We start from the raw sequence: 24680 nt of genomic DNA, 5'->3' as shown, positions 1-24680 counted from the left end.
CTGATGGCGCTGCCCCGCCCCAACCTTCCTCTTGTGCCAACAGAGCGCGCAGCTTGGCTGATTGCGGCGTTTGCTCCGGTCGCGATTGTGATCGCGGCGCTTGCGCCGCAAATGTGGGTGGCCGCGCCGGCTGCAGCGATCGTATTAATCGCTCTCATCATTTTGGATGCGTTGCTCGCAGGGACATGCCGCGAATGGATCGTCCAGCTACCGGCCGATACAGAAGTTGGTCAGGCGACCCCGATCGAAGTGTTCGCCCGCTTTAACCGGCAGGCCGCCTTTGGTCCCGAGGCTGCCGTCGAATTTGATCCGCGCCTAGGCCAGTCTGGCCGTGCAAATCTCACGCTGCTTAAGGATGAAGACACAGACACGTATAGCGGTGCTTTTGATGTGTTTCCAACGCGGCGCGGAACGGCAACAATCTCGCGCGCCTGGCTGCGGTGGACAGGGCCTTTGGGCCTTGGCGCGCGGCAGACGATCCAGTCGCTGGATAAAGAGCTGCGCATCTGGCCAGACCTCTCCCCTGTTCGCAGCCGCGAATTGCAGACGTTTCTTCGCAATTCGCAAAACGGCCTGATCGCGCGCCGGATTCGCGGCGAAGGCACTCAATTTGAGGCCTTGTCGGAATACGAAGCAGGAATGGACCGGCGCCGCATCGATTGGAAAGCAAGTGCGCGGCACAACCACCTTTACGCTCGCGAAAATGAAAGCGAGCGCAACAATCAGATCGTCTTTGCGTTTGATTGCGGACAGGCCATGTGCGAACCGGTTGATGGCATGCCGCGCATCGATAGAGCCGTCTCTGCCGCGCTCACATGCGCTTATGTCGCTCTTAAAGGAGGCGATAAAGTATCGCTGTTCGGCTTTGCCCAGCGCCCGCAGGTCTTGACGCCATTCGCTTCAAACAGCCGATCTTTTCATCGCTTGCAGAGCGCCGCTGCCGCACTTGATTACGAAGCGAGCGAGCCCAATTTCACTCTGGCTCTGGCAACCCTGACAGCAAAACTTCAGCGGCGCTCGATGGTTGTGCTGTTTTCCGATTTCACTGATCCGACCGCGGCGGAAATGATGATCGAAAGCATTGGCAGGCTCGTCGAGAAACATCTCGTCTTGTTTGTCACGATTGCCGATAGCGAGCTTGAGACTTTCGTCAGCGAAGAACCCGGAGATATCGCCACACTCGCCCGCAGTGTCACCGCCGATACACTGGCGACCCAGCGTGCCGTGGTGCTGCAACGCCTGCGCCGTATGGGTGTCAATGTGGTTGAGGCACCATGGGATCAGATCGGATACCAGCTGATCGACCGCTACTTCGCGATCAAGAACAGCGAGGCCATCGGATGAGCGCTCCTTTAACCACTGCTGCGGGCGTAAAGCACCGGATCGGATCGTGGTTCGGCAGGGGCGAGATTGAAGCGCCTGCAGATATCGAAAGTGCGGCCCTGCGGTCGGACCGGTTCCGACTGGAGCGCGAAGGCGACTGGCGCAGGCTCGAAGATATTGTTGTCGCTATGGAAAAAGGCGGAACACGCAGGATCACCGATGAGGACCTGCTTGCTTTGCCGACCCTTTATCGGACCGCTGCATCAAGCCTTTCCGTGGCGCGCGAGACCACTCTTGATGCGGCGACACTGACGTATCTGGAAAGCCTCGTTCAGCGCGCCTGGTTTCAGGTTTACGGTCCGCGCAAAGGCTTATTTGGGTGGCTGCGCGAATTCTTTCTGGGCGGCTGGAGCCGGGCCGTGCGCGAAATATGGCTCGACGTGTGTATTGCATTATTCGTGATGGTTGCAGGCGCGCTGGTTGGTTGGCTTCTCGTTCTGCAGAATACCGACTGGTATTACCGCCTTGTACCAACCAATCTTTCAGATGGCCGTGTACCGGGAGCCAGCCGGGACGTCTTGCTTGAGACCATAGAAGTTGAAAACGAAACAGCCGGTTTATCGGTCTTTGCCGCTTATCTTTTCAGCATTAATGCAGGCGTCTGCATCCTCGCATTTGCTCTCGGGTTTGCGTTCGGTATCCCCTCGTTGCTTTTGCTGATTCACAATATGGCGATGCTGGGCGCGATGGTCTGGCTGTTTGCCAGCGCCGGATTGGGATGGGAATTTGGCGCTTGGTTAAGCGTTCATGGGACCACAGAATTGTTCGGCATCCTTTTGTCAGGGGCTGCGGGTCTGCACATTGGCCGCTCCATGGCCTTTCCCGGAGAACGCTCCATTCTAGACGCGGCTTCCGAAAGCGGCCGGCGCGGCGCGGTTGTTATGGTCGGTGTTGTCCTGATGATGGTTGTGGCCGCGATGCTCGAAGCTTTCCCGCGCCAATTGGTCGAAGGAGCCGCAAGCCGTTACCTGATCGGCGGCGCGTTTCTGCTGTTCTGGATTGCGTATTTCTTTGTCTATCAACCGCAACGCGCAGAAGATGGCCAATGAATCCAGCAGCCAAAGCGATATCGGTCGATCGCAAACGCGAACGCACATTGATCACGCCAGAGGGGCTGGCGATCCCGATGACAATCGCCGCGCGTGGATCGCGCATTGGCGCATTGATACTCGATTTTGTGTTTATCTCGCTGGCGCTGATGGCGGTGCAGATCATTCTGATGCTGATCCTCGGCGGTCTGTTCGAAGACGCCGCCAATGCGATGGAGCAGAGCGTTTCTGGTGCTGCAGAATTCCTGTTCATCATCCTCATTTTGCTCGGCTTCCTGGCCCGCTATGCGTATTTTCTGAGTATGGAATTGGGCCCGCGAGGCGCGACTTTTGGAAAACGGATTGTCGGTATCAGAGTGGCCTCCCGCAACGGCGGCAGGTTAACCCCCGAAGCGGTCATTGCGCGTAATTTGCTGCGGGATATCGAACTGTTCATGCCGTTCGTTTTCATCATGGTCGCCCCAAGCGGCGCGGCGGGCAATGCCGGGATCGCCGGGTTGATCTGGTTTCTCATCTTCATGCTGTTTCCCTTTTTCAACAAAGACGCTTTGCGCGCAGGGGATGTAATTGCGGGGACATGGGTGGTCGAAGCCCCGCGCACCAAACTTGCCCAGGCTCTTTCGACCCAGGGGGCCGCGGCCAAGGGATCAAGCGCAATCACAGGCGCACGCTATGCCTTTGGGGATGCAGAGCTTTCGATCTATGGCGAGCATGAATTGCAGACGCTGGAACGGATGCTGCGCGACAATCAAACCGATGCGCTTTCGGCGGTCCATGAAACCATCTGCCGCAAAATTGGCTGGGATCCGGGTGCAGGAGACGAGCGCGCATTTCTGGAGGCATTCTATGCTCAGCTGCGCGCCAAGCTCGAAGGCGATATGCGCTTTGGCAAACGCAAGGCCAACAAGTTCTCATGACGCAATTCGATATCCAGCCGGATGACCTATCAGGCCATGATGCGCTGGGTCCGCCGTGTCTTCATCTAATCAAGGTGCCTGAAGCGCGCGAATATACGTGGTTAAGTCTGAAAAACGGCCGGACTGCGCCTTTTCGCCCCGCCGTCCACCTTGATGAAGCGTTCGGATTTGCCCAATGCCGCGCTTTCGGCGACTATGGCGCTGACGAATACGACCTTTGTATGGAGAAACATCTCGCATGATCCGGCGGCGCGCTTTTATGGGTGGAACACTCGCACTTGGTGCATCGGCATGCCTTCCGCCGGATCAGAGCCCGCTGGGACGGTTGACGGCAAAGCTGCGCATTGCAGAGGCGGCGGCCAATGGCATGCTGGGTGCAGAGATTTATGATACAGCCACCGGCTATTGCGTCGGCCTGAACCGGGATAGGCGGTTCGGCCATTGTTCCTCTTTCAAACTGTCGCTAGCCGCGATGGTGCTGGCGCGGAATGCGGCGGGACAGGACAGTCTGGACCGGCGAGTAACATGGACGCGAGACGCGCTCATGTCTGTTTCTCCTTTCACGACAGAGCGGCTGGGCGAAGGCGCAACACTCCTCGAACTGGCCGAAGCCGTGCAGAAATTTTCCGACAATGCGGCTGCGAATATTCTGTTGCGTGAAGTGGGCGGACCGCAAGCAATGACAGGTTTCTGGCGCTCGATTGGCGATGAAACCAGCCGCCTCGACCGGATGGAACCTGCGCTAAACAACGTGCCCATCACGGAGGTCCGCGATACGACTACGCCCTCTGCCATGGCCCGCACCGTTGCAAAAATTGCCTTTGGCGATGTTCTGCCCGCATCCGAGCAATCCATGCTGCGCCAATGGATGACCGATACATCCACGGGAATGCGCCGTGTCCGTGCAGGGTTGCCGGATGAATGGCGTTCGGGCGACAAGACCGGCACCTCGATCTGGCCAGGCATGGGCAGCCTGTATGTTGATATCGGTTTTGTCGAACCTGAAAAACACCCGCCGATCACATTCGCGACCTATTTCCGGGCTCGTGAGACGCATAAAGGCATTGATCCGACGTCAGAAACAGCCTTGGCGCGGGTGGGCGAAATCATCGCTGATTTCGCCCGAAGAGACCGAATTCTGCCATTCTAGCAGCAAATTGCAGCGTCACTCCGCAGCGAAAATCGCAACTTCGTTTACCCCGTCGCTGGTCGCGCGGCCTCGGTACATGCCGGTTGTGTTAAAGCTGTAGAGCGCGTGGCCTTCCCGCGTCACCAGAATAACCCCTCCATCGCCGCCCAGATCCTTTACATCAGACATAACGATGTCCGCTTCTTCCTGAGCCGCCTCTAGGCTGAGTGGCATTTCGTAGGAGTGGATATAGTAGGATGGATTGCCTTCTTTGTCCTTGGGGACTGTCAATTGCGCGGCATTGAGATCAATCTGAAAGCGATAGCGCAACCGCGTGCAAATCTCCTGCGCCACGCCGACACGGATGAAGTATTCGCCCCACCCCGTTGCCGAAACCGCGCAGCTGCGATTATCGGCGTACGTTCCAGCTCCGATGACCGGCGCATCGCCGATCCGGCCCCAGCGTTTGCCCGTCATCCCGCCAGTTGATGTCCCCGCGGCGAGATTGCCGTCCATGTCGAGCGCCACCGCGCCCACTGTGCCGAATTTGTGATCAACATCCAGCGCCGACAGCTGATTTGCCTTCATCCGCTCCAGCGCGCTGCGCCGGGCTTCGGTTGCGAACCATTCCGGCGGCGCTGTTTCAAGCCCTTGCTCTCCTGCAAACTGTTCTGCGCCCTCTCCCATCAGGAATACGTGCGGGCTATCGGTTCGCACTTTGTCAGCGAGCAAGATCGGATTCTTGATCGTGGTTACGCCGGTTACAGCGCCCGCGCTGCGATCGCGGCCATCCATGATCGACGCATCCAGCTCGTTGCGCCCTTCCCATGTAAACACCGCCCCGCGCCCGGCATTGAACAGCGGGTTGTTCTCAAGCGGGATAATCGCCGCCTTCACCGCATCCATGGCACTGCCTCCATCCGCCAGCACAGCTTTGCCTGCGTCCAGCGCGCCTTGCAGAGCGGCCTCATAAGCAGCGCGGCGTTCTGGCGTCATCCGGTCAGGATCCAGCGTGCCTGCGCCGCCGTGAATTGCAATCGACCAGCGTGGATCAGAATCCTGCTCTGATGCTTTTGCCGAAAACAAATTCCCCGCCATCATTGCAGTAAACAATACAAATGTCAGGGCGAGCGAACGAAAATTACGCATTTCCAAAACTATACCTCTTTTCGATGTAAATATCTGTAATTTGTACCGGCGTTCTGTTTCAAATTCGACAGGATCCCCTACGCCGGTCAAAGAAATCTATTCTTACATTCCAATCAATCCAACAAAGGGGGTCCCAATGCAAATTGGTAACTACAAATTTGATCCAGAGCTCGCAATGCAGCTCGGCGAAAAGGCAGTGTATGCCATCGGAATTCTGATTGTCACATGGCTGCTTGCGAAAATGGCCCAATGGGCGTTTGCCAAACTGGTCGATAAAGTGTCCTTCCTCAATCGCGGCATCAGCGGCGGAAGCAGTATCGGGATGTCACTGGGCAAGATTGTCTCGCTGCTGATCTGGCTGTTTGGTCTGATTGCTGTGCTTCAAGTGCTGGAACTTAACGCTGTGGCAGAGCCGATCAACGGATTGCTGAACACGGTCATGGGATTCATCCCGAACCTTGTCGGCGCAGCCTTGTTGCTGATTATCGGCCTCATGATCGCAGGGATCGTGCGCGACATCGCTGTGACCGCAATGCAAACGGTAAACATCGACAAATGGGCCAACAAAGGCGGCGTCGAAGAAGTGACGGGCAACACCACAGTCAGCACAACTTTGGGCACTGTGGTTTACGCTTTGATCGCCATTCCGGTGGCGATTGGCGCGCTTGGCGTGCTCAACATTGCCTCTGTCTCCGGTCCGGCGACGGATATGCTGACCATCGTGTTGGCGGCAATCCCGAATATCATCGCTGCCGGTGTATTGCTCGGTATCGGCTATCTGATCAGCCGCTTTGTGGTCGATCTGCTGGCCGGATTGCTGGGCGGGCTTGGTTTTGATGGTCCAATCTCGGCATTGGGCCTGCTGCCTGCCGAAACCAAAGCATCCAGCGTGATCGCGCGCGTCGTACAGATCGCCATCATACTGTTCTTCGCCATCGCGGCGACACGGATGCTTGGCTTCCCTGAATTGACCGCCATTCTTGACGAAGTGCTTGCCCTTGGCGGCAGCGTGATCTTTGGCGGACTGGTTATCGCAGCCGGTTTTCTCATCGCAAATATGCTCGGCAAAATGCTGGCCGGTGCCGGCATGGCCGGAACAGTTGTGCGCTATGCCACCATGCTTTTGTTCGCCTTCATGGGTCTTCAATTCATGGGTGTTGGCCAAGAGATCGTGCAGACGGCCTTCAGCGCGTTGGTGATCGGCCTTGCTGTTGCGGGATCGTTGGCCTTCGGTCTGGGCGGACGCGAATGGGCAGCAAAGAAACTTGAACAGATGGATGCGACTGACGAAAGCTGATTACCGGCTCCAGATCCATCCTGTAAACTGGGCGCGGCGGACCATCTGCCGCGCCCTTTTTTGCGTTTAATTGCCGCTTCGATTGTGGTTAGAACGCGGGCATGATTATGCGCCCAGCCCGATTGAATGACGTGCCCGGCCTCGCATTGCTGGGCAAAGAGAGCTTTTGCGCCACGTTCGAGCACCTTTACAGTGCCGATGATCTCAACAAATTTCTGGCCACCGCGTATTGCGAAAAGACGATCCGCGCGCAAATCGCGATGCTGGGTATCAGTCACTGTCTGGCGCAAGAAAACGAAAGTCTGATCGGATTTTGCAAAATGAGCGCGCCCAGCGATTATGCGCACCACTCCGATGCGAAAAATCCGATAGCCTTGAACCAGCTGTATACCGCGCCTGATCGCACAGGCGAAGGGATTGGCGCTGCGCTGATGGATTGGGCGCTCAACCATGCACGCGTCGCAAACCATGATGCGATCCAGCTGTCGGTCTATTCTGAAAACTTCGGTGCACAGCGTTTCTATACCCGTTATGGCTTTACCAAGATTGCCGATATCACATTTGAAGTAGGCGAGCAGATCGACGAAGAGTTTCTGATGGAGCTCCGTCTTTAAGGGAGAGAAGCATGAGCGATTTTGGCGAAAGCAGCACCGCAGACGATGTCCTCGCGGGCCAAGACCTGTCGGGTAAAACAGTATTCATTACTGGCGGAAATTCGGGTCTGGGCCGGGAAACGGGCCGGGCTATGGCTGCAAAAGGCGCTCATGTTGTGCTGGCGGGACGCGATCAGGAAAAGCTCAACGCTGCCGTGACCGCAATCAAAGCCGATCACCCTGAGGCGCAGATTGAAAGCATCATATGCGATCTTGGCGCTTTGGAAAGCGTTCGGGCATGCGGCAAAGAAGCGCGAGACCGTTTCGACAAGATTGATGTTTTGATCAACAATGCAGGGGTCATGGCAACACCCAAAGGCGCCACCAACGACGGTCTCGAAACCCAGTTTGGCACCAACCACATAGGCCACTTCTTGTTGACCAAGCATTTGATGCCTTTGGTCGAAAAAGGGCAAGACAAACGGATCGTCAACTTATCGAGCCGGGGCCATCATATGGCGCCCGTTGACCTCGATGATCCCAATTTTGAAAACCGTGATTACAATGAATGGGTCAGCTATGGCCAATCGAAGACGGCCAACATTCTGTTTACAGTCGGGCTTGAGCAACGCTTTGGCGGCAAAGGGATCCACGCTTATGCTGTCCATCCGGGCGGCATTCGGACCAATCTCAGCCGGCATTTAAGCGAAGATCAGTCAAAAGCGCTGATTTCGCGGGTTACCAAAAGCGATCCCGGCTTCTCATGGAAAACCATACCGCAAGGCGCCGCGACGCAGTGCTGGGCCGCCACAGCAAGTGAATTGAGAGACCGCGGCGGCGTGTATTGTGAGGACTGCCACGTCGCCGAAGTGGATGAAACCTCGTCCACTGGCGGCGTTCGCAGCTACGCACTTGATAGCGCGAGCGCGGATCGGCTGTGGTCGATGAGCGAACAGATGGTCGGTGAAAGCTTCACCGCTTAGCGGGACTTCACGCCGCGATAAATTCGCCAAGCAATCTTATCGTGTCCTTGGATTCGCGTGTGGGCGTGATCGCCATGAAGACGTGCGGTGCGGCTTCGTATTCGTACAGTTTGGCATCCACGCCAGCTTCGCGCAGCGTGCCTGTAAAAGTCCGGCTGTCGATAATGAACAGATCATGCCGCCCTGTCCAAATCCGGGTCGGCGGCAGCAGGGCAAGATCCTCTTTAGTCGCATAGAGCGGGCTGCAGGCCGGGCTTGCCGGATCACGGTCCTCCGCCCAAATCGCACCGAATTCTCGCAATGCGTCGATTTTCAGCATGAAGTCGTGCGGCTCAACCTGCCGCATGGCATCGTCACGCATCGTCACATCGAGCCACGGCGCGAACAATGCCAGCTTGCCCGGCTGTGCATTGCCCGTCCTTGCAAGGCGCAAAGCAAGAGACAGCGCCATATGGCCGCCCGCGCTATCGCCGTTCAAAATGATGCGGGAGGGATCATGCGATGCTGCGATCCGTGCAAAGGCGGCATCGGCCAGCGCGTCCTGATCTTTATACGAATGCTCCGGCGCAACATGGTAGAGCGGGACAGTGACGCTGATCCCCAATTGGTCCACCAGCTCGGCGGCTAAAGGCCAGTGAACATCGAACATGGGCAGGATAAACCCGCCGCCATGAAAATAGAGCATGTGCCATGCACCAGGCCCGGATTTGGGATGAAGCGTGACAACCTTCTGCCCTTCAGCCTCCCAATGTTCGACCCGAAAACGCGTTTCGAACTTGGTAGGCATCGGCGCGTCATGTGGGAGCGAGCGGCCGTCAAGGAATTGCCCGATATCAACAGGATCAGTCGGAAAGACCGATTTGCGCTTTGACAATAGCCATTTGATACCGCGCAAAAGCATACTTGGCTTTGCACTGCGCAGTTCAATCGAGGTTTCGCTTAACATCCCAACACTCCCTTTCGCGCGAGCCTGACGCACGGCGAGCCAGAGTCAAGGATTCAGGCCGGTGATAATACCTTCATTCAGCCATTCCCCTACCATAGCGCCCACTTGCATTGCCGCTTTCTGGATGGTCGCCAGGCCCGCATCCTCCCCTGCAATCATCACAATTGCATCACCATAGGCCGCGCCGTTTTGCATGGCCGAAAATGCTCGCGCAGCCTCCGGCGTAGTCATTTGAAAGGTCGGAAGTTCCGCTTCGCGCGAAACGATGCAGCCTTTGGGTTGATCAAGCATGGGTGCCGGCCGTGCGTCATCAAAACCATCCTCCAGCGCGTTCCAGAGTCCGGTCAGGTTGGCCGAGACTTCGCGGGCCCGTGACAGGGGTTGAAACTGCAAGCGAAGCTGCATCCAGTCATCATCATCGAAGGCTGATGTTTGCTGACCAAAAGATTGCGCATCCAGCGGTGTCTGATCGGGTCCGCTCGATACGCGGAGCATCACCCATTCAAGCCATGCGAGCTCGGCCACTTCAGGGTTATTCGTGAACAATTGCGCACAGGTCATATCAAAGCCCGCACCGGCTTCATCGATAGTCCAGCCCGACGGAGGATGGGCAATCGCGTGATGCGCACAGGCCTGTTTGAATGGCCCTTCGCCAACATAACGGGCGGTGCGTTCAAACGTGTTTTCCAGCGCACCGACAAGAGCGGAGCGGTAATTGCCGCGATAGACTGCCATCCCGGCGGCTTGCGAATTGCTCCACCCTTCGGGCAGGGGCGCGTTCTCGTCCAAAATCGCGCGCATGAAAGCCGCCTGACGTTCGGCTAAATTCTGTTGCCTGCTCATGCCCTGAGCAATGCTTTGCCTGCGATGCCGCGCGCACGGTCAAGCTCGGTCAACAATTCGGCAATCGGGGGGATGTCTTCATCGCGCTCGATCATTGTTGCGACCGGTTGCGGCAACATCGCCATGGCCTTTGAATACAGATCCCACACGCCGTCCACGACGGGGCGATCATGCGTGTCGATGATCACAGGGCGATCCCTTGTCGCCGGATCGTGGCCAGCCAGATGGATCTGGCGCACCCGCTCCAGCGGCAAGCCAGACAGATAGTCATCCTGCGAGAAACCGTGATTGCGCGCGCTGACATAGATATTGTTCACATCCAGCAGCAGGTAGCATCCCGTCCTGCGGGTCATTTCACCAAGGAATTCCCACTCGCTCATCTCGTCTTCGGGAAATGTCAGGTAACTGGATGGGTTTTCGAACAGCATGGCGCGGCCCAGTTCATTTTGGGCCTGATCAATATTTGCACAGACGGCCGCCAACGCTTCCCGGGTTAATGGCATTGGCAACAGATCATGGCTGTTATGCGCGCTGGTCCGTGTCCAGCACAGATGATCAGAAACCCACAGCGGGTTGATCCGACGCTCAAGCCGTTTCAGCTTTGCAAGGTGGTCTGCATCCAATCCGCCAGCCGAACCAATCGACATCGAAACACCGTGCAGGATAACCGGATACCGCTCGCGCACAGCGTCAAGGATCCGCAGCTGTTTGCCGCCTTCGATCATGTAATTTTCGCTGATCACCTCAACGAAATCGACAGGGACAGTCGCTGTGAGGAAGTCCTCATGGTGCGTACGCCGAAGGCCAAGGCCAAAGCCGCCAAACGCGGTGATAGAGGTATGATGCTCCATAATTGCCTCTCATAGCAGAAGGTTAGAAATATCTAAGCCGCGAATGATTTTGGTCAGGCAGGACACCGAAGCGCCTGGTTGATGAGATATGCAGGCTCTGCGCGCGGCCATTCATAGGATCGAGTTCGGCGCTGTGTCCCGCTGCGTTACAATCAACACCAAGACAGCAAAGCGGCAAGATTATTTGACCCTAATGTAACCACATCGCACAATGGCGCGAATGGCATCATGTGTCCGGCAAAGCGCCGGGCGAACTGACAAGTTTTGGAGACAACCCATGAATGCCAAATCAATCGCAAACATCGCCGGCCTTGCCCTAACCGCAGGGATTGCAGCTGGTCTTGCCGCCACCCCCGTTGCCGCTCAAGGCGCCAAAGAGAAATGCTACGGCGTGTCCAAAGCCGGCAAGAATGATTGCGCCGCCGGTCCGGGCACAAGCTGCGCCGGCACCTCCACCAAAGATTACCAGGGCAATGCGTGGAAGTATGTCGACAAAGGCAGCTGCGTTACAATCAAGACACCAAAAGGTAACGGCTCACTGAAGCCGATCAAATAATAGAAAACCGCAGTGGCTGGGGCCCGTCAGGCAAAAAATCCGGGACCCCGCTGCTGACAATTCAGGAGGAATATTATGAGCGGAATTGTGACCATGTATAATCGTCTGGTTGGATTGCTGTCCGGCACGATAGTCGAGAGCATTGCGCAGCTTTTTGCGCGGATCGCGCTAGCCGGGATTTTCTGGCGTTCATACAAAACCAAAGTGGTTGAGGGAACGTGGCTGAAAATCGACGAGACGCAGTATTTCATTTTCGAGAACGAATTTTCCGGCCTGCCTATCCCGACCGATCTGGCGGTTCCAATGGCCACGTATAGCGAGTTTCTGTTTCCTATCCTGCTCGTTCTGGGTCTCTTTACGCGCTTTTCCGCTTTGGCGCTGATGGGTATGGCAGTGGTTATCCAGCTGTTCGTCTTTCCTGATGCCGCACACTTCTTTGGCTGGGCCATTACCGTTCTTGCCTTGGGCGCGTTCCTTGTAAGCCGCGGCGGCGGAGCCATTTCGCTCGATGCTATCACCGCCCGTTTCATGGCACCGAAAGCCGCGTAGCGTGGTTGCCGATGAGCCAACTTTCGCCCGCCTTATGGTGGCGACACAGGACGGTGATAAAGTCGCCGGCAATGTGCTGCTCACCGAGGTAGGCGTCTGGTTGGAGCGGTATTTTCGCCGCCGTGTCCCGCCCCATCAGATCGATGATCTGGTGCAGGAGGTGCTGATATCGTTTTATACCAAACGCGGGACATGGGATCCTTCCCGTCCGTTTCTTCCGTGGCTCGCGGCCATTGCGCGCTATCGCTGGGTCGATCATCTGCGCAAAGTGTACAAGCATGACAGCCAGGAACTGATGGAAGACGATGCGGTAGAAGACAGCGAAGAAGAAGTCGTCCTAGCCCGCGTGAGCCTTGATCGATTGTTCGGGCAAATCCCCGAAAAACAAGCCGAAGTGATCGAAATGGTCAAAATAGGCGGATTGTCCGTCCGCGAAGCCGCCGAGAAAACTGGCCAGAGCGAAAGCCTGGTCAAAGTCAATATCCATAGAGGCCTGAAAAAACTGGCATCTTTGGTTGAGGAAGCTGATTGAAATGACTGATTTTTCCACCCGCCCCCAATCCCGCGAAGACCTTATCGCGTCCATGACCGAAAACCTTGCTCCGGTGCGCCGGGTCAAACCGATCGAAGGCGTGCTGTTGATTGCGGCGGCGACTGCAATTGCGACAATCGGATCGATTGCGATTCATGAATTCTGGTGGGGCCTGCTCCACGGCGAGGCATCAGGTTATTTCCTGATCACGCACGGTCTTTTGCTGATTGTCGGACTCGCCAGCGCGGCTGGCATTATCGCCAGCGCTCAGCCCCGTGTCGGCTCACGCGGCAATGCACCTGCGTGGAGCTTTGCCATGTTGTCGATAGTACCGGCGGCTGCGATCATCAGCTTGATTTCGGCTGGCGGGTCAGGCGCGCGTTCAGGTTTTAACGATCCGGCTGCATGGCTCTGCACACAAGCGTCTCTGACGGCTGCTCTGGTGGTCGCTGCGGCCTCGATCCTGTGGCTTCGCCGCGGCGCGCCCGTATCGATTGAGCGTTCTGCGTGGCTGACCGGCCTTGCAGCGGGATCGCTGGGCACTCTGGCATATGGGATTACCTGTCCGGTCGACAGTCTGTCACATGTTGGCCTGTGGCATTTTGCACCGGTTGTGATTGCGGCAGTGATTGGACGTTTCGCAGTCCCTCCTCTGATCCGCTGGTGAGAATTGGAGTGAGCCGTCTTGCGGGCGGCTCACAGCCATTTCCAGCGCCAGAACAGAAACAGCTGAACGGCAATAATTGCAAAGCAGATGCCGGCCACAATCCAGAACGCATCACCGTCCTCGGTCCCTGGCATTCCGCCGACATTGATGCCCATCAAACCTGTTAAGAACCCCAGCGGCAGAAATATGCCCGCCACGATTGTCAGCATGTAGGTCGCGTGTTCATTCGACGCGAGGCTCCGCGCCCTAAGCTCGTCTTGCAACACAACGGCGCTTTCCTTGCTGATATCGATATCATCGAGATACCGCCGAAGGCGTTCAATCGATTCTGCAATCTCGCGGCGATCATGGTCTTCAAACCAGCCGGGGGCATCGCGCGAAATCCGCTCCAATGCCTCGTGCTGCGGCGACATATGACGTTTCAGCGCAAGACAATTGCGGCGGATCGAGGTGATCTTGGGAAGAATTTCGTCATGATCCTCCTCCACGTCGAGCGCTTCGAGTTCGTCGATTTGCAGGTTCATATCGACAATCGTCTGACCCATTCTGACAACAAGCTGTTCGACGATCTGCGTGATCGTGCCGCCGGCATCGGTTGGGCCATTGCCCACGTCGAGCATGTCCCGCACATCGCGCGGCGTCTGCATCGGCATTTTACGCAAGGTGATCAGCCGCGTACCGTCTGACCAAAGCTGCAGGGAGATCATGTCTTCCGGCTCTTCATTCGGATTGAAATTGATGCCGCGCAGCGTCGCAATCAGCGCGTTTCCTTCACGCAGGGCGCGCGGACGGGTCGAATCCGAAACCAGCAGCTCCGCCGTCACTTCGGAAATCCCGAGGTCAGAAACGAGCCACGGCTCCACCTCCACCGCATGCCGCCGCAGATGAAGCCAAAGGATCTCGCCCGGCGCCTCCGGCTGCCAATGGTCGACTTCCGATCTGCTGATAGGACGCGCCCCGCCTTTACCATCGAGCACGCGTCCGAAAATAATTGGGTCCATGCCTTCGGCGGCATCTGTATCAAATCGTTCCATTTGCGCATCATGCCCGACCTGTGCGTGCTTGTCATTGCCGCGTCATCAATGTGGGACTATATGGCGGTCATGTCTTCAATACGGCCTTGGCGCGATATCGAACGGCGGCAGTGCCGCCAGATCATGGTAGGGAATGTACCGGTGGGCGGCGATGCGCCGATCACTGTGCAAACCATGACCAACACCCCCACAGAGGATGCAGCGGCGACGATCGACCAGATCCGCCGTTGCGAAGACGTGGGTTGTGATATTATCCGCGTCTCCTGCCCCACAGAAGAGGCAACCGCCGCGTTTCCCTTGATCACGCGCGCCGCGAATATTCCGGTCGTTGCCGACATCCATTTCCATTACAAACGCGCGCTCGAAGCAGCGGATGGCGGCGCGGCCTGCCTGCGCATCAACCCCGGCAATATCGGGTCGGCCAAAAAGGTTGCCGAGGTTGTCCGCGCAGCGAAAGCCAATGGCTGCGCAATCCGCATCGGCGTGAATGCGGGCAGTCTGGAAAAGGATCTGCTCGAAAAATATGGCGAGCCCTGCCCAGAGGCTTTGATCGAAAGTGCGCTTGATCATATCAAGCTGCTCCAGGATCATGATTTTCACGATTTTAAGGTCGCCGTGAAAGCAAGCGACGTTTTCCTCGCGGTTGCCGCCTATCATGGTCTGGCAGAGACGGTCGATTGTCCGCTGCATCTCGGTATTACCGAAGCGGGCGGACTGATCGGCGGAACTGTCAAATCCTCGATCGGCATGGGCTCGCTGCTCTGGGCCGGAATTGGCGATACGATCCGCGTTTCGCTTTCTGCGGAGCCGGAAGAAGAAGTCAAAGTCGGCTACGAAATGCTGAAATCGCTCGGCCTGCGGACACGCGGCGTTCGCGTGGTGTCCTGCCCCAGCTGTTCGCGTCAGGGTTTCGATGTCATCCGTACCGTGGAAACGCTTGAAAAACGCCTTGAACATATCAAAACCCCGATGAGCCTTTCGGTTCTGGGCTGCGTTGTAAACGGTCCGGGCGAAGCGCGCGAAACCGATATCGGCCTGACTGGCGGCGGCAGCGGCAAACACATGGTCTATCTATCGGGCATGAAAGCCCACACGATCGAAGACGAAGATATGCTCGATCACATCGTTAAACTGGTCGAGGATAAAGCTGCCAAGATCGAGGCCGGCGAAGCCACCGCGTTTGATCCGCACGCAGCCGAAGCCGCCGAATGATCCGCCAGATTTTGACGCTAGGCGCAGCGATAATCCTAGCGGCGGCGATTGTCGGAGGTGATTGGTTTTTCAATCACCGCGCCGCGCATCATGATTATCCCGAAGCCGAAGCCTACATCGTCTCTGACGATGCAGAAGGCGATGTCGAGGCGGCTTTGCTCCGTGCCGCGGACACGGGAAAACGCGTGCTGCTCGTGATGGGCGCAAACTGGTGCCACGATAGCCGGGCGCTCGCCGGTTGGATGGAAAGCGAGCCGATAGCGTCGATGGTTGCCGATAAATACGAGCTTGTATTCGTGAATATCGGAATGCCTCAACGCGGCGACGGGCATAACCTTGGAATAGCGCGCAAATTCGGCGTCGAAGATTTGCCCGGCACGCCAAACCTGCTCGTGATTACGGCAGATGGCGAGCTTGTGAACGGGGACACAGCGACCACCTGGCGCAATTCGGCGAGCCGCAGCGAAGACGAAATCTTTGCAGAGTTGGTGATGCTCGCAGATAAAGGCGCCTAGGCCCTGCTGCACGTCGTCCACCACGCCGATTACATGGCACCGCAACCGGAACGCGGGACATTCAAGTTCGACAAATACTACCTCGTGATGGAGGCGCTGCGCGCGAGCGGCGCGGCTGTTACTGAACATTCGCCCGATCCCATGCCGCGCGAATGGCTCGAGGCGGTGCATGATCCCGATTATGTCGATCAAGTGTTCCGTGCGAAAGTCCCGCGCGAAAAAGAGCGCCGGATTGGATTCCCCGTCACAGAGCGCATTCGCGACCGTGTGCGGCATACAAATGGCGGGACGTGGCTGGCCGCGCATCTGGCCATGAAGCACGGATATGCTGCAAACAGTGCCGCCGGAAGCCACCATGCGCTTGCCGATACCGGGGCGGGTTACTGCGTGTTCAATGATCTCGCCGTCGCATCCAATCGCTTGATCGCGCAAGGTGACGCAAGCCGGATCCTGATCATCGACCTCGATGTGCATCAGGGCGATGGCACCGCCAGCCTGACTGCCGGACGCGAGGATATCTTCACGCTGTCATTTCACGCGGAAAAGAATTTTCCAGTGCGCAAGGCCCGCTCCACCCGCGATGTTGGCTTGCCCGACGGGGTTGATGATGACGGATATATGGAAGCGCTGGAAACGCATTTACCGAAAGTCTTCGCCGAATTCGATCCTGATCTGGTGCTGTATCAGGCCGGTGTCGATCCGCATGTGAATGACAAGCTCGGCAGGCTGTCCTTAAGCGATGCCGGGCTGTCGATGAGAGACCGATATGTCGTTCGGCAAGCGCGCATGCGCGGCCTGCCGATCGCTTCGGCCCTTGGCGGGGGATACGGTGATGACCAACGCGAAGTTGCCGGGCGGCACGCGCAATCCATGCTGGCGATGGCGGCAGAAAATGTCGCGGTGTCACAGCCTGGCAATTGATGCTACCGAGCAACCTGCACCCCGCAGGAGAAAAACATGGCCGATTTTGAGACCGATTATCTGATCATTGGCGCCGGCGCAGTCGGTCTGGCCTTTGCGGATACCCTGCTGGACGAAGACCCCGATTGCCATATTACAATCGTCGACAAACATGCGCGGCCCGGCGGTCACTGGAACGATGCATACCCGTTCGTCGCCCTCCATCAGCCGAGTTCTACATACGGTGTGAATTCGATGGAATTGTGCCCCGACCGTGTCGATCAACATGGCCATAATGCCGGCATGTATCCGCTCGCAAAACATGCAGAGATCCTCGCCTATTACAGTAAGCTGATGAGCGAACGCATGATCCCGAGCGGCCGCGTGGCCTATCACCCGCTCACCGAATATCGCGGCAAAAACGAAGCACAGCATTCGATCAAAGGCATCCTGTCCGGTGAAGAACGCAGCGTTACAGTGCGCCGCAAGCTGGTGGACGGTACCTATTTCAAAACTTCGGTCCCATCGACGCACAAGCCCGATTTTGAAATTGCCGAGGGCACGCGTTTCACGATCCCCGGCGATCTTCCCGGGCTTTGGAAAGACACGGGCAATCTTCCGGACCATTACATCGTGATGGGCGGCGGCAAGACCGCGATGGATACCGCTGTGTGGTTATTAGAGGCCGGTGTGTCCCCTGAAAAAATCGGCTGGGTCCGCCCGCGCGACAGCTGGATGTTCAATCGCAAGCTGCTGCAACCGGCGTATCACCGCATCGAAGGACTTATCGAATTCCAAGTCGCATTGGTCGAGGCAGCAGCCGCGTCAGAAACAGGCGATGCAATGTTCGAGGAGCTGGGCAGGCGCGGCACAATGCTTAGGATTGACGAAGATGTCATACCCAAGATGTTCCATTTTGCCGTCATATCCGAAGCCGAAATCGCCATGCTGAGGACGATTAAGACTGTCTATCGTCAAGGCCGCGTCACCAAAATCGAACCCGGCAAAATGCACTTTGCCCAGCAGTCGGTGGATGTGCCCGAGAACACGCTGTTCATAGATTGCACTGCCAGCGCAGTGCCGTTTGAAGCGCGTGGTACAGTGGCCAAATTCTTTGATGGCGATACGATCACACTACAGCTCGTTCAGGCGCCTTTTGTACCTTACAGCGCAGCTCTCGGCGCGTTTCTTGAGGCCAATTTCGATGCCGATGATGAAAAGAATGCCCTGTGTCCTCCGGCACCGCTCACCGATACGACGGACACATATCCCTATGCTGTGATGGCCAATCTGATGAGCACCGCGATTCTATCAAACAATGAAAAAACCAACGCTTTCAACGCGAAAAGCCGCCTTCACCCGACCGGACCCGCGATTGCGCGGATGATGGCAGAAGGCGACCCTCGGCTGGCAGCGCTCGGCAAAATTGGTCCAAAAATTCAAAGCAATATGCCTGGCGTTATCAAACTGGGCATGGCTGCGAAGGCTATTCACGAAGGCGTGTAATTCCCTATTCACGGGAACCTCATATTTGCGCTAGTAGTATTGTTGTTATGAACCGCCGTGATGTATTGAAAACCGGGATTGTGGCAGGCGCAGCGGCATCGCTGCCCGTCACACTGGCCGCTGCCCCGCGCAAAGGCTCCGAACGCGACCGCAAGTTGTTTGCATTGGCCAAAGACCAGCTTGACCGGGCTGGTGATGTCATATGGAAAAAAGACATTGTGGGAATCGCGGATTTCGGGGTCCATTCGGCGGAAAAACGGTTTCACTTCGTCAATCTCGACCGGGAGGAAGTGCAGAGCTTTCATGTAAGCCACGGCACAGGGTCCGATCCGGAGCATGATGGCTGGCTTAACCAGTATTCCAACGTCGAAGGCTCCAATGCGACGAGCAAAGGCGCGTATATCACATGGGAATGGTATGTCGGGCGCTACGGCACATCGGTTCGGCTTGGCGGGCTGGATTCTACCAATGATGCTGCCCTGCGCCGCTATATCGTCATGCACCGCGCCAAATATGCAGAGCCTGACCATATAGATCGCTGGGGCCGACTTGGCCGATCAAACGGATGCTTTGCGCTGGGCGAAGAGCAATTCCGGATTGCACTGCTTAATCTTTCAGGCGGGCGTTTGCTTTATGCAGACAGCCTTGGCTGGTCGGACGGATCGCTGACTACGCTTCAGCCAGAAGATCCAAGCGCGATACAAAGGTATGCGCCCGGAACCTTTTGAGAAAGCTGTTTCTGATCTGCGCGGCTTGGACGCTTAGCCTCCGACCCGCGGATCATCCTCGATCACGATAATTTCATCATCGATCACATTGCTGCGATTGCCTTCACGCGGTTTATCAAGGCTGGCCAGAACCGGCGCATCTCGGTCATAAATATCAGCGAAGGTCTGCATCTCGCCATTGATGTCGGACGCCATCGTGAAATAGGTGATGTAGGCGGGCAATTTATCCTCGATCATCACCTTGGTGTATTCACCAGATGTCGCGATCTCGACCGCCTCTTCCTTGCTCGCACCCTTGCCCAGAATCGCCATCGTAATCGCGAGCTCAAGGGCGCGCTCGGTACGGATGCAGCCGTGGCTCAGCGCGCGATTGGCATTACCAAATAGACCGCGCGAGGGCGTGTCATGGAAGAAAATCGCATGCGGGTTCGGCATTTCGAGCTTCATCCGGCCCAGCGAGTTGGTCGGCCCGGGCTGCTGGACGACTGTGATCCAGCCATTCGAACCTCTTGTCGCTTTGTATCCCTTTGCTTTCGCCCAAGCGGGATTGCTCAGCACGCGCTCGCCCAGCCCTTCGCCCTTTACGATGCTTTGGGGCACTGTCCATGTCGGGTTGAACACAATGCCAGATACCATTTCGGCAAGCTGCGGTGTCGCGGTGCGCCCTGGCTTTCCGACGATCGTTTTGTAGGTCGAAATAATCCGGTCACCAACAGTCAGCCGCAACTGATACTCGGGGACATTGGTGATCAGATACTTCTTGCCCAGATCACGCGAGAGCCACCGCCAGCGATCCATATTCGCGCGGATCAGCTTGCGTTTCTTCGACTCGCTCTCGGGCGTATTTGCAAGCGCATCCTTAAGCCGTGCATAATCCGGGTGCGTTGGATTAAGATCAGCCAGGGTGCCGGAAACGTCACCGCTCTCAAGCGCTTTGCTCAACAGATCGCCGGTGCGCAAAGTGTCGCGGTCAGGATCGACCACAAACCATTGTTCGCGCGCGCCCATGGGCGTGCGGCCATCGCGCAAATCCTCGACCAGCCAGACGAAATTCTTGGACGCGATTTCGCTCAGCTCTTCAGATGGCCCCGCGCGCATCGAAACTTTCAGCGCCTGCAGGTCATAATCCCTCGGATCGAGCCCCTCAGCGGCTATGTTTTCAATGACGCCAATCAGGCTTTGGACAGCGTCAAGGCTCCATTCCTGAACCAATGGCCCCGGAGGCGCCAGGTCACCCTGCACCACTTCACCGGAAACCATTTGCGGGAATGCTTCTTCGAAACTGGAATCTGCTGCTACCGGCGAGGCCTCTGCTGCGTCGGCCGCTTGATCCTGCGCCATTGCGCCGCTCGAAACCAATGAGGCAGCCGCAATGCCGCTTGCCAATTTGCCGGTCACTTTGATCATGACGTTACTTCTGTCCCTAAAACGCCGCACGTCGCGGCCGAGTACCTACGCGGTAACTATATCCCTGCTTGCACGCCTCTATCAACCAAGATTGCTATATCAGGCATGAATATCCGTTAAAAAGCTGGCTAAACGCGGCCAGAGCGTGACCTGATCGGCCCTTAGGCGTAAAGGGCATCCGATATGTCTGCATCTTCTTCACCGGGAATAGACCGGCTGTTGCCATTTTTCGCCGCGGCCGCAGGCGTCGGCTTTCTGTCGATGATGGATGCGTTTATGAAAGATGCGGCGCTGGCAGCCGGGACATACACCGCAACCGTTTTACGCTCTTTATTCGGAGCCGCGATCATCGCGCCGTTTTTCCTGTGGCAGCGCAAAGGCTGGCCGGGGCGCGACGTGATGAAATTGCATATCGAGCGCGGCATTATCTCGGCATTTATGGCGCTCAGTTTTTTCTATGCTCTGACAAAACTGCCGCTGGCAGAGGCGATCGCGATCAGTTTTATCGCGCCGCTGATCGCCCTATATTTTGCACGGGCGCTTCTGGGTGAGGAAATCCAGCAAAAAGCCATTCTGGCGAGCCTGCTGGGCTTTTTGGGCACACTGGTGATAGTCGGCGGCAAACTGGGCCGCAGCGAGATGTCGGATGATGTGCTTCTTGGTCTTGGCGCGCTGGCTTTTTCTGCCATCCTCTATGCGTATAATTTTGTGGTCATCCGGCGACAAAGCCAGGTCGCAGGGCCGGTAGAGGTCGCAACCTTCCATAGTGGTATTGGCGGACTGGTCCTGCTGCTGCTCGCTCCATTTTTCGCCGTGGCCCCTCCCGCAGCGGCGCTTTGGTCGATCGCAGCCGCAGGAGCCTTGACGGTGGCAGGGGCCATGGCAATCGCGTGGGCCTATGCCCGCGCCGAGGCACAGGCGCTGGTACCGATTGAATATACAGGATTTTTATGGGCGAGCGTGCTGGGCTGGGCGTTCTTCAGAGAGCCGGTTACTCTGCCCACAATTGCAGGGACGGCGTTGATCGTAACGGGTTGCTGGATTGCCACGCGTAAGCCGCGCGAAAACGTTGCCGCTACGGCCCTGTAATCCTTTGCCAGAAACCGACCTGTTTACAGGGGCAAACCCTTGACGAGAGGCACTCAAACTAGCAGGTGCTGCTGACAGAATTATCGTTCCGGGACGCTTCGCGATTCCGGAACTCAACTCCCGCACCAGCCTCTACTGGACCGGGACAGCCAAAGGATGGGATATCCCGATGACAGCTATCGGCAAAGACACGCTCAAAGTCCGCTCGACACTTTCAGTGGGCGGCACCGATTACGCCTATTATTCGCTCGCCAAGGCGGCAGAGCAGTTGGGCGATATATCGAGACTTCCGAATTCGATGAAAGTGCTGCTGGAAAACATGCTGCGCTTTGAAGATGAAGGCTTCACTGTCGGCAAAGAACACGCGCAGGCGATTGTCGATTGGCAGAAAAACCCCGTTACCGGAAACGAGATCCAGTATCGCCCGGCCCGCGTGCTGTTGCAGGATTTCACCGGCGTTCCATGCGTTGTCGATCTCGCCGCGATGCGCGATGCGATCAAGAAGCTCGGCGGTGACACCGCCAAAATCAACCCGCAGGTTCCGGTAAACCTTGTGATTGATCACTCTGTGATGGTCGACGAATTCGGCCATCCCAAAGCGATGGAAGCGAACATGGCGCTCGAATATGAGCGCAATGCAGAGCGTTATGACTTCCTGAAATGGGGATCGAAGAGCTTTGAGAATTTCTCCGCTGTCCCTCCGGGCACTGGCATCTGCCACCAGGTGAACCTCGAGCATATTGCGCAGGGCATCTGGTCCAGCAAAGATCCCAATGGCGAAATGGTCGCCTATCCCGACACCTGCGTCGGCACGGATAGCCACACCACCATGATCAATGGCCTTGGCGTTCTGGGCTGGGGCGTTGGCGGAATCGAAGCCGAAGCCGCGATGCTTGGTCAACCGATCTCGATGCTGATTCCAGAAGTCGTGGGCTTCAAACTGACCGGTGCGATGGCCGAGGGCGTCACTGCGACTGACCTTGTTCTGACATGCGTACAGATGCTGCGCGAAGTCGGCGTTGTGGGCCGCTTTGTCGAATTTTACGGACCTGGCGTTGCCAACCTGACCCTCGCCGACCGCGCAACCATCGCCAACATGGCTCCGGAATACGGCGCGACCTGTGGTTTCTTTGGCATTGATGACAAGACCATTGATTACATGCGCCTAACCGGCCGCACCGAAGAAAACATCGCGCTGGTCGAAGCCTATGCCAAAGAGCAAGGCATGTGGTTTGATCCGGAGCACGAGCCCGTGTTTTCAAACACACTCGAGCTAGACATGACTGCCGTTGTCCCAAGCCTTGCCGGACCAAAACGCCCGCAAGACCGCGTAATTCTTCCCGAAGTGGACGAATTGTTTAACAACGACCTCGCCAGGATTTACAAGAAAGCCGCCCCTGTGCGCACCGCAGTCGAAGGCAAAGACCACGACATTGGTGATGGTGATGTTGTGATCGCTGCGATCACCAGCTGTACCAACACATCGAACCCCGACGTGCTGATCGCCGCCGGACTGGTGGCCAAAAAAGCTAATGAGCGCGGCATGAAGCCAAAGCCATGGGTAAAGACGTCGCTGGCACCGGGATCGCAGGTTGTGACCGACTATCTGGTTAAATCGGGTCTGCAATCGGACCTGGATGCGCTTGGCTTTGATCTTGTTGGTTACGGCTGCACAACCTGTATCGGCAATTCGGGTCCGCTTGCACCGCCGATCAGCGCGGCCATCAACGGCAATGATATCGTCGCCGCCTCTGTCCTGTCCGGCAACCGCAATTTCGAAGGCCGCGTAAGTCAGGATGTGCGGGCAAACTTCCTCGCATCACCACCGCTGGTCGTGGCCTATGCTTTGCTGGGAACTGTCACAAAAGACATCACCACCACCCCGCTTGGTCAGGATCAGGATGGCAATGATGTCATGCTTGCCGATCTGTGGCCGACCAACGCAGAAATCGCGGAAAACCGGGCTGCCAATATCGATCGTTCGATGTTTGTTGACCGGTATGCCAACGTCTATGATGGCGATGAGCATTGGCAGGCGATCACGGTTGAGCCGTCGGACACGTATCAATGGCGCGCGGGCTCGACCTATGTCGCCAACCCGCCCTACTTTGACGGGATGGACATGACGCCTGCGCCGATCGAAGACATCAAAGGCGCAAAACCACTCGCAATTCTGGGCGACTCGGTCACAACCGACCACATCTCGCCTGCTGGTGCGATCAAGGAAGACAGCCCCGCAGGTGAATACCTGAAGGGCAATCAGGTACCGAAAAAGGACTTCAACTCCTACGGCTCGCGCCGCGGCAACCATGATGTCATGATGCGCGGCACCTTTGCCAATATCCGTATCAAGAACGAAATGGTCCCCGGCGTCGAAGGCGGCGAGACCACGTATAACGGCGAGCAGATGCCGATCTATGATGCGGCTATGAAGCATAAAGCCGATGGCACCCCGTTGATCGTGGTCGGCGGCAAGGAATACGGCACGGGATCAAGCCGTGACTGGGCCGCGAAGGGCACAATCCTGCTCGGCGTGCGCGCGGTTATTGTTGAGAGTTTCGAACGCATTCACCGCTCCAATCTCGTCGGTATGGGTGTGCTGCCCGTCCAGTTCAAAGGCGGCGATACACGCGAAACCTTGGGCCTGACATCGGATGATACATTCTCGATCAAAGGGCTCGGTGAATTGAATCCGGGTCAGGACATCGAAATCGAAGTCACCCGGCCTGATGGCACCACCTTCAGCTTCACCGCGCTTTGCCGCATCGATACCGCAAACGAGATGGAATATTACCGCAATGGCGGGATCCTTCATTACGTCTTGCGCAAATTGGCGGCATAAGGA

General features: G+C 56.9%; 25 protein-coding genes. 19 read left to right on the top strand and 6 right to left on the bottom strand.

What is annotated here, in order from left to right; genetic code table 11:
* Nucleotides 1-3 precede the first annotated feature (3 nt).
* Genes FGU71_RS07735 through bla form a run of 5 tightly spaced genes read left to right on the top strand, consistent with a single transcriptional unit; the run spans nt 4 to nt 4499 of the window.
* Nucleotides 4-1344, top strand: a complete 1341-nt coding sequence (locus FGU71_RS07735; protein ID WP_142788041.1) for a DUF58 domain-containing protein — start codon at nt 4-6, stop codon at nt 1342-1344.
* Nucleotides 1341-2432 (top strand): stage II sporulation protein M, encoded by a 1092-nt coding sequence (locus tag FGU71_RS07730; RefSeq protein WP_142788040.1) that lies wholly within the window; start codon nt 1341-1343, stop codon nt 2430-2432. Before FGU71_RS07735 ends, FGU71_RS07730 begins: the two co-directional genes overlap by 4 nt.
* Nucleotides 2429-3349 (top strand): RDD family protein, encoded by a 921-nt coding sequence (locus tag FGU71_RS07725; protein WP_142788039.1) that lies wholly within the window; start codon nt 2429-2431, stop codon nt 3347-3349. Before FGU71_RS07730 ends, FGU71_RS07725 begins: the two co-directional genes overlap by 4 nt.
* Complete coding sequence (locus FGU71_RS07720) at nt 3346-3591, top strand: hypothetical protein (RefSeq protein WP_142788038.1); 246 nt, start codon at nt 3346-3348, stop codon at nt 3589-3591. Before FGU71_RS07725 ends, FGU71_RS07720 begins: the two co-directional genes overlap by 4 nt.
* A gap of 17 nt (nt 3592-3608) precedes the next feature.
* On the top strand, nt 3609-4499 hold the full coding sequence (bla, locus tag FGU71_RS07715; protein ID WP_234035683.1) for a class A beta-lactamase: 891 nt from the start codon (nt 3609-3611) through the stop codon (nt 4497-4499).
* 15 nt (nt 4500-4514) lie between these two features.
* Here bla and FGU71_RS07710 read toward each other — a convergent pair whose 3' ends face one another.
* Nucleotides 4515-5579, bottom strand: a complete 1065-nt coding sequence (locus FGU71_RS07710) for an isoaspartyl peptidase/L-asparaginase family protein (RefSeq protein ID WP_234035766.1) — start codon at nt 5577-5579, stop codon at nt 4515-4517.
* A 184-nt stretch (nt 5580-5763) separates the two neighbouring features.
* Here FGU71_RS07710 and FGU71_RS07705 point away from each other — a divergent pair, with 184 nt between their 5' ends.
* From FGU71_RS07705 to FGU71_RS07695, 3 genes are all read left to right on the top strand, one after another.
* Entirely contained in the window at nt 5764-6924 is a 1161-nt protein-coding gene (locus FGU71_RS07705; protein WP_142788035.1) for a mechanosensitive ion channel, read from the top strand.
* Between the two features lie 101 nt (nt 6925-7025).
* Nucleotides 7026-7538: a GNAT family N-acetyltransferase gene (locus FGU71_RS07700; RefSeq protein ID WP_142788034.1), complete on the top strand. Its 513-nt coding sequence runs from the start codon at nt 7026-7028 to the stop codon at nt 7536-7538.
* 11 nt (nt 7539-7549) lie between these two features.
* A complete protein-coding gene (locus FGU71_RS07695) occupies nt 7550-8500 on the top strand; it encodes an SDR family NAD(P)-dependent oxidoreductase (protein WP_142788033.1) in 951 nt (316 codons plus the stop codon).
* Between the two features lie 7 nt (nt 8501-8507).
* Here FGU71_RS07695 and FGU71_RS07690 read toward each other — a convergent pair whose 3' ends face one another.
* Genes FGU71_RS07690 through bufB form a run of 3 tightly spaced genes read right to left on the bottom strand, consistent with a single transcriptional unit; the run spans nt 8508 to nt 11140 of the window.
* Entirely contained in the window at nt 8508-9446 is a 939-nt protein-coding gene (locus FGU71_RS07690; protein WP_142788032.1) for an alpha/beta hydrolase, read from the bottom strand.
* 45 nt (nt 9447-9491) lie between these two features.
* A complete protein-coding gene (locus FGU71_RS07685; protein WP_142788031.1) occupies nt 9492-10289 on the bottom strand; it encodes an HvfC/BufC N-terminal domain-containing protein in 798 nt (265 codons plus the stop codon).
* Entirely contained in the window at nt 10286-11140 is an 855-nt protein-coding gene (bufB, locus tag FGU71_RS07680) for an MNIO family bufferin maturase (RefSeq protein WP_142788030.1), read from the bottom strand. Before bufB ends, FGU71_RS07685 begins: the two co-directional genes overlap by 4 nt.
* A gap of 277 nt (nt 11141-11417) precedes the next feature.
* On the opposite strand from bufB, the gene FGU71_RS07675 reads away from it, so the two are divergent.
* The 4 genes from FGU71_RS07675 to FGU71_RS07660 all read left to right on the top strand — a co-directional run bounded on the left by FGU71_RS07675 (nt 11418) and on the right by FGU71_RS07660 (nt 13444).
* Nucleotides 11418-11696 carry a BufA1 family periplasmic bufferin-type metallophore gene (locus FGU71_RS07675; RefSeq protein ID WP_142788029.1) on the top strand — a complete coding sequence of 93 codons (279 nt, stop codon included), beginning with the start codon at nt 11418-11420 and terminating at the stop codon, nt 11694-11696.
* 75 nt (nt 11697-11771) lie between these two features.
* Nucleotides 11772-12245: a DoxX family protein gene (locus FGU71_RS07670; protein WP_142788028.1), complete on the top strand. Its 474-nt coding sequence runs from the start codon at nt 11772-11774 to the stop codon at nt 12243-12245.
* Between the two features lies 1 nt (nt 12246).
* Nucleotides 12247-12777 (top strand): sigma-70 family RNA polymerase sigma factor, encoded by a 531-nt coding sequence (locus FGU71_RS07665; protein WP_142788027.1) that lies wholly within the window; start codon nt 12247-12249, stop codon nt 12775-12777.
* Between the two features lies 1 nt (nt 12778).
* Nucleotides 12779-13444, top strand: coding sequence for an NrsF family protein (locus tag FGU71_RS07660; RefSeq protein WP_142788026.1), 666 nt, complete (start codon nt 12779-12781; stop codon nt 13442-13444).
* Nucleotides 13445-13473: 29 nt separating this feature from the next.
* Here FGU71_RS07660 and FGU71_RS07655 read toward each other — a convergent pair whose 3' ends face one another.
* Entirely contained in the window at nt 13474-14478 is a 1005-nt protein-coding gene (locus tag FGU71_RS07655; protein WP_142788025.1) for a zinc transporter ZntB, read from the bottom strand.
* A 69-nt stretch (nt 14479-14547) separates the two neighbouring features.
* Here FGU71_RS07655 and ispG point away from each other — a divergent pair, with 69 nt between their 5' ends.
* The 5 genes from ispG to FGU71_RS07630 are packed head-to-tail and all read left to right on the top strand — an operon-like array spanning nt 14548 to nt 19339.
* Nucleotides 14548-15690, top strand: coding sequence for a flavodoxin-dependent (E)-4-hydroxy-3-methylbut-2-enyl-diphosphate synthase (gene ispG, locus FGU71_RS07650; RefSeq protein WP_142788024.1), 1143 nt, complete (start codon nt 14548-14550; stop codon nt 15688-15690).
* The gene (locus FGU71_RS07645; RefSeq protein ID WP_142788023.1) at nt 15687-16205 is read left to right on the top strand and encodes a thioredoxin family protein; all 519 of its coding nucleotides are present in this window, start codon (nt 15687-15689) and stop codon (nt 16203-16205) included. The genes ispG and FGU71_RS07645 overlap by 4 nt, the downstream gene beginning before the upstream one ends.
* 33 nt (nt 16206-16238) lie before the next feature.
* Complete coding sequence (locus FGU71_RS07640) at nt 16239-17126, top strand: histone deacetylase family protein (protein WP_185960234.1); 888 nt, start codon at nt 16239-16241, stop codon at nt 17124-17126.
* A gap of 36 nt (nt 17127-17162) precedes the next feature.
* Nucleotides 17163-18611 (top strand): NAD(P)-binding protein, encoded by a 1449-nt coding sequence (locus FGU71_RS07635; RefSeq protein WP_142788021.1) that lies wholly within the window; start codon nt 17163-17165, stop codon nt 18609-18611.
* Between the two features lie 47 nt (nt 18612-18658).
* The gene (locus FGU71_RS07630; RefSeq protein WP_142788020.1) at nt 18659-19339 is read left to right on the top strand and encodes a murein L,D-transpeptidase catalytic domain-containing protein; all 681 of its coding nucleotides are present in this window, start codon (nt 18659-18661) and stop codon (nt 19337-19339) included.
* 33 nt (nt 19340-19372) lie between these two features.
* Here the strand turns inward: FGU71_RS07630 and FGU71_RS07625 are convergent, their stop codons facing one another.
* Nucleotides 19373-20746 carry a L,D-transpeptidase family protein gene (locus FGU71_RS07625; RefSeq protein WP_142788019.1) on the bottom strand — a complete coding sequence of 458 codons (1374 nt, stop codon included), beginning with the start codon at nt 20744-20746 and terminating at the stop codon, nt 19373-19375.
* 183 nt (nt 20747-20929) lie between these two features.
* Between FGU71_RS07625 and FGU71_RS07620 the strand changes: the two genes are divergently transcribed.
* Complete coding sequence (locus FGU71_RS07620; protein ID WP_142788018.1) at nt 20930-21835, top strand: DMT family transporter; 906 nt, start codon at nt 20930-20932, stop codon at nt 21833-21835.
* A 169-nt stretch (nt 21836-22004) separates the two neighbouring features.
* The gene (gene acnA, locus FGU71_RS07615; RefSeq protein ID WP_142788017.1) at nt 22005-24677 is read left to right on the top strand and encodes an aconitate hydratase AcnA; all 2673 of its coding nucleotides are present in this window, start codon (nt 22005-22007) and stop codon (nt 24675-24677) included.
* Nucleotides 24678-24680: the final 3 nt, after the last annotated feature.

The organism is Erythrobacter insulae (assembly GCF_007004095.1).
GTDB classification, from domain to species: domain Bacteria; phylum Pseudomonadota; class Alphaproteobacteria; order Sphingomonadales; family Sphingomonadaceae; genus Erythrobacter; species Erythrobacter insulae.
Note: the sequence above shows the minus strand (reverse complement) of the source record. Positions and strands in the feature narration are given on the sequence as shown.

Bases quoted from the DNA above. Each gene is read 5' to 3' on its own strand.
- FGU71_RS07735 (WP_142788041.1), top strand. From the start codon at position 4: ATGGCGCTGCCCCGCCCCAACCTTCCTCTTGTGCCAACAGAGCGCGCA.
- FGU71_RS07730 (WP_142788040.1), top strand. From the start codon at position 1,341: ATGAGCGCTCCTTTAACCACTGCTGCGGGCGTAAAGCACCGGATCGGA.
- FGU71_RS07725 (WP_142788039.1), top strand. From the start codon at position 2,429: ATGAATCCAGCAGCCAAAGCGATATCGGTCGATCGCAAACGCGAACGC.
- FGU71_RS07720 (WP_142788038.1), top strand. From the start codon at position 3,346: ATGACGCAATTCGATATCCAGCCGGATGACCTATCAGGCCATGATGCG.
- bla (WP_234035683.1), top strand. From the start codon at position 3,609: ATGGGTGGAACACTCGCACTTGGTGCATCGGCATGCCTTCCGCCGGAT.
- FGU71_RS07710 (WP_234035766.1), bottom strand. From the start codon at position 5,579: ATGATGGCGGGGAATTTGTTTTCGGCAAAAGCATCAGAGCAGGATTCT.
- FGU71_RS07705 (WP_142788035.1), top strand. From the start codon at position 5,764: ATGCAAATTGGTAACTACAAATTTGATCCAGAGCTCGCAATGCAGCTC.
- FGU71_RS07700 (WP_142788034.1), top strand. From the start codon at position 7,026: ATGATTATGCGCCCAGCCCGATTGAATGACGTGCCCGGCCTCGCATTG.
- FGU71_RS07695 (WP_142788033.1), top strand. From the start codon at position 7,550: ATGAGCGATTTTGGCGAAAGCAGCACCGCAGACGATGTCCTCGCGGGC.
- FGU71_RS07690 (WP_142788032.1), bottom strand. From the start codon at position 9,446: ATGTTAAGCGAAACCTCGATTGAACTGCGCAGTGCAAAGCCAAGTATG.
- FGU71_RS07685 (WP_142788031.1), bottom strand. From the start codon at position 10,289: ATGAGCAGGCAACAGAATTTAGCCGAACGTCAGGCGGCTTTCATGCGC.
- bufB (WP_142788030.1), bottom strand. From the start codon at position 11,140: ATGGAGCATCATACCTCTATCACCGCGTTTGGCGGCTTTGGCCTTGGC.
- FGU71_RS07675 (WP_142788029.1), top strand. From the start codon at position 11,418: ATGAATGCCAAATCAATCGCAAACATCGCCGGCCTTGCCCTAACCGCA.
- FGU71_RS07670 (WP_142788028.1), top strand. From the start codon at position 11,772: ATGAGCGGAATTGTGACCATGTATAATCGTCTGGTTGGATTGCTGTCC.
- FGU71_RS07660 (WP_142788026.1), top strand. From the start codon at position 12,779: ATGACTGATTTTTCCACCCGCCCCCAATCCCGCGAAGACCTTATCGCG.
- FGU71_RS07655 (WP_142788025.1), bottom strand. From the start codon at position 14,478: ATGGAACGATTTGATACAGATGCCGCCGAAGGCATGGACCCAATTATT.
- ispG (WP_142788024.1), top strand. From the start codon at position 14,548: ATGTCTTCAATACGGCCTTGGCGCGATATCGAACGGCGGCAGTGCCGC.
- FGU71_RS07645 (WP_142788023.1), top strand. From the start codon at position 15,687: ATGATCCGCCAGATTTTGACGCTAGGCGCAGCGATAATCCTAGCGGCG.
- FGU71_RS07640 (WP_185960234.1), top strand. From the start codon at position 16,239: ATGGCACCGCAACCGGAACGCGGGACATTCAAGTTCGACAAATACTAC.
- FGU71_RS07635 (WP_142788021.1), top strand. From the start codon at position 17,163: ATGGCCGATTTTGAGACCGATTATCTGATCATTGGCGCCGGCGCAGTC.
- FGU71_RS07630 (WP_142788020.1), top strand. From the start codon at position 18,659: ATGAACCGCCGTGATGTATTGAAAACCGGGATTGTGGCAGGCGCAGCG.
- FGU71_RS07625 (WP_142788019.1), bottom strand. From the start codon at position 20,746: ATGATCAAAGTGACCGGCAAATTGGCAAGCGGCATTGCGGCTGCCTCA.
- FGU71_RS07620 (WP_142788018.1), top strand. From the start codon at position 20,930: ATGTCTGCATCTTCTTCACCGGGAATAGACCGGCTGTTGCCATTTTTC.
- acnA (WP_142788017.1), top strand. From the start codon at position 22,005: ATGACAGCTATCGGCAAAGACACGCTCAAAGTCCGCTCGACACTTTCA.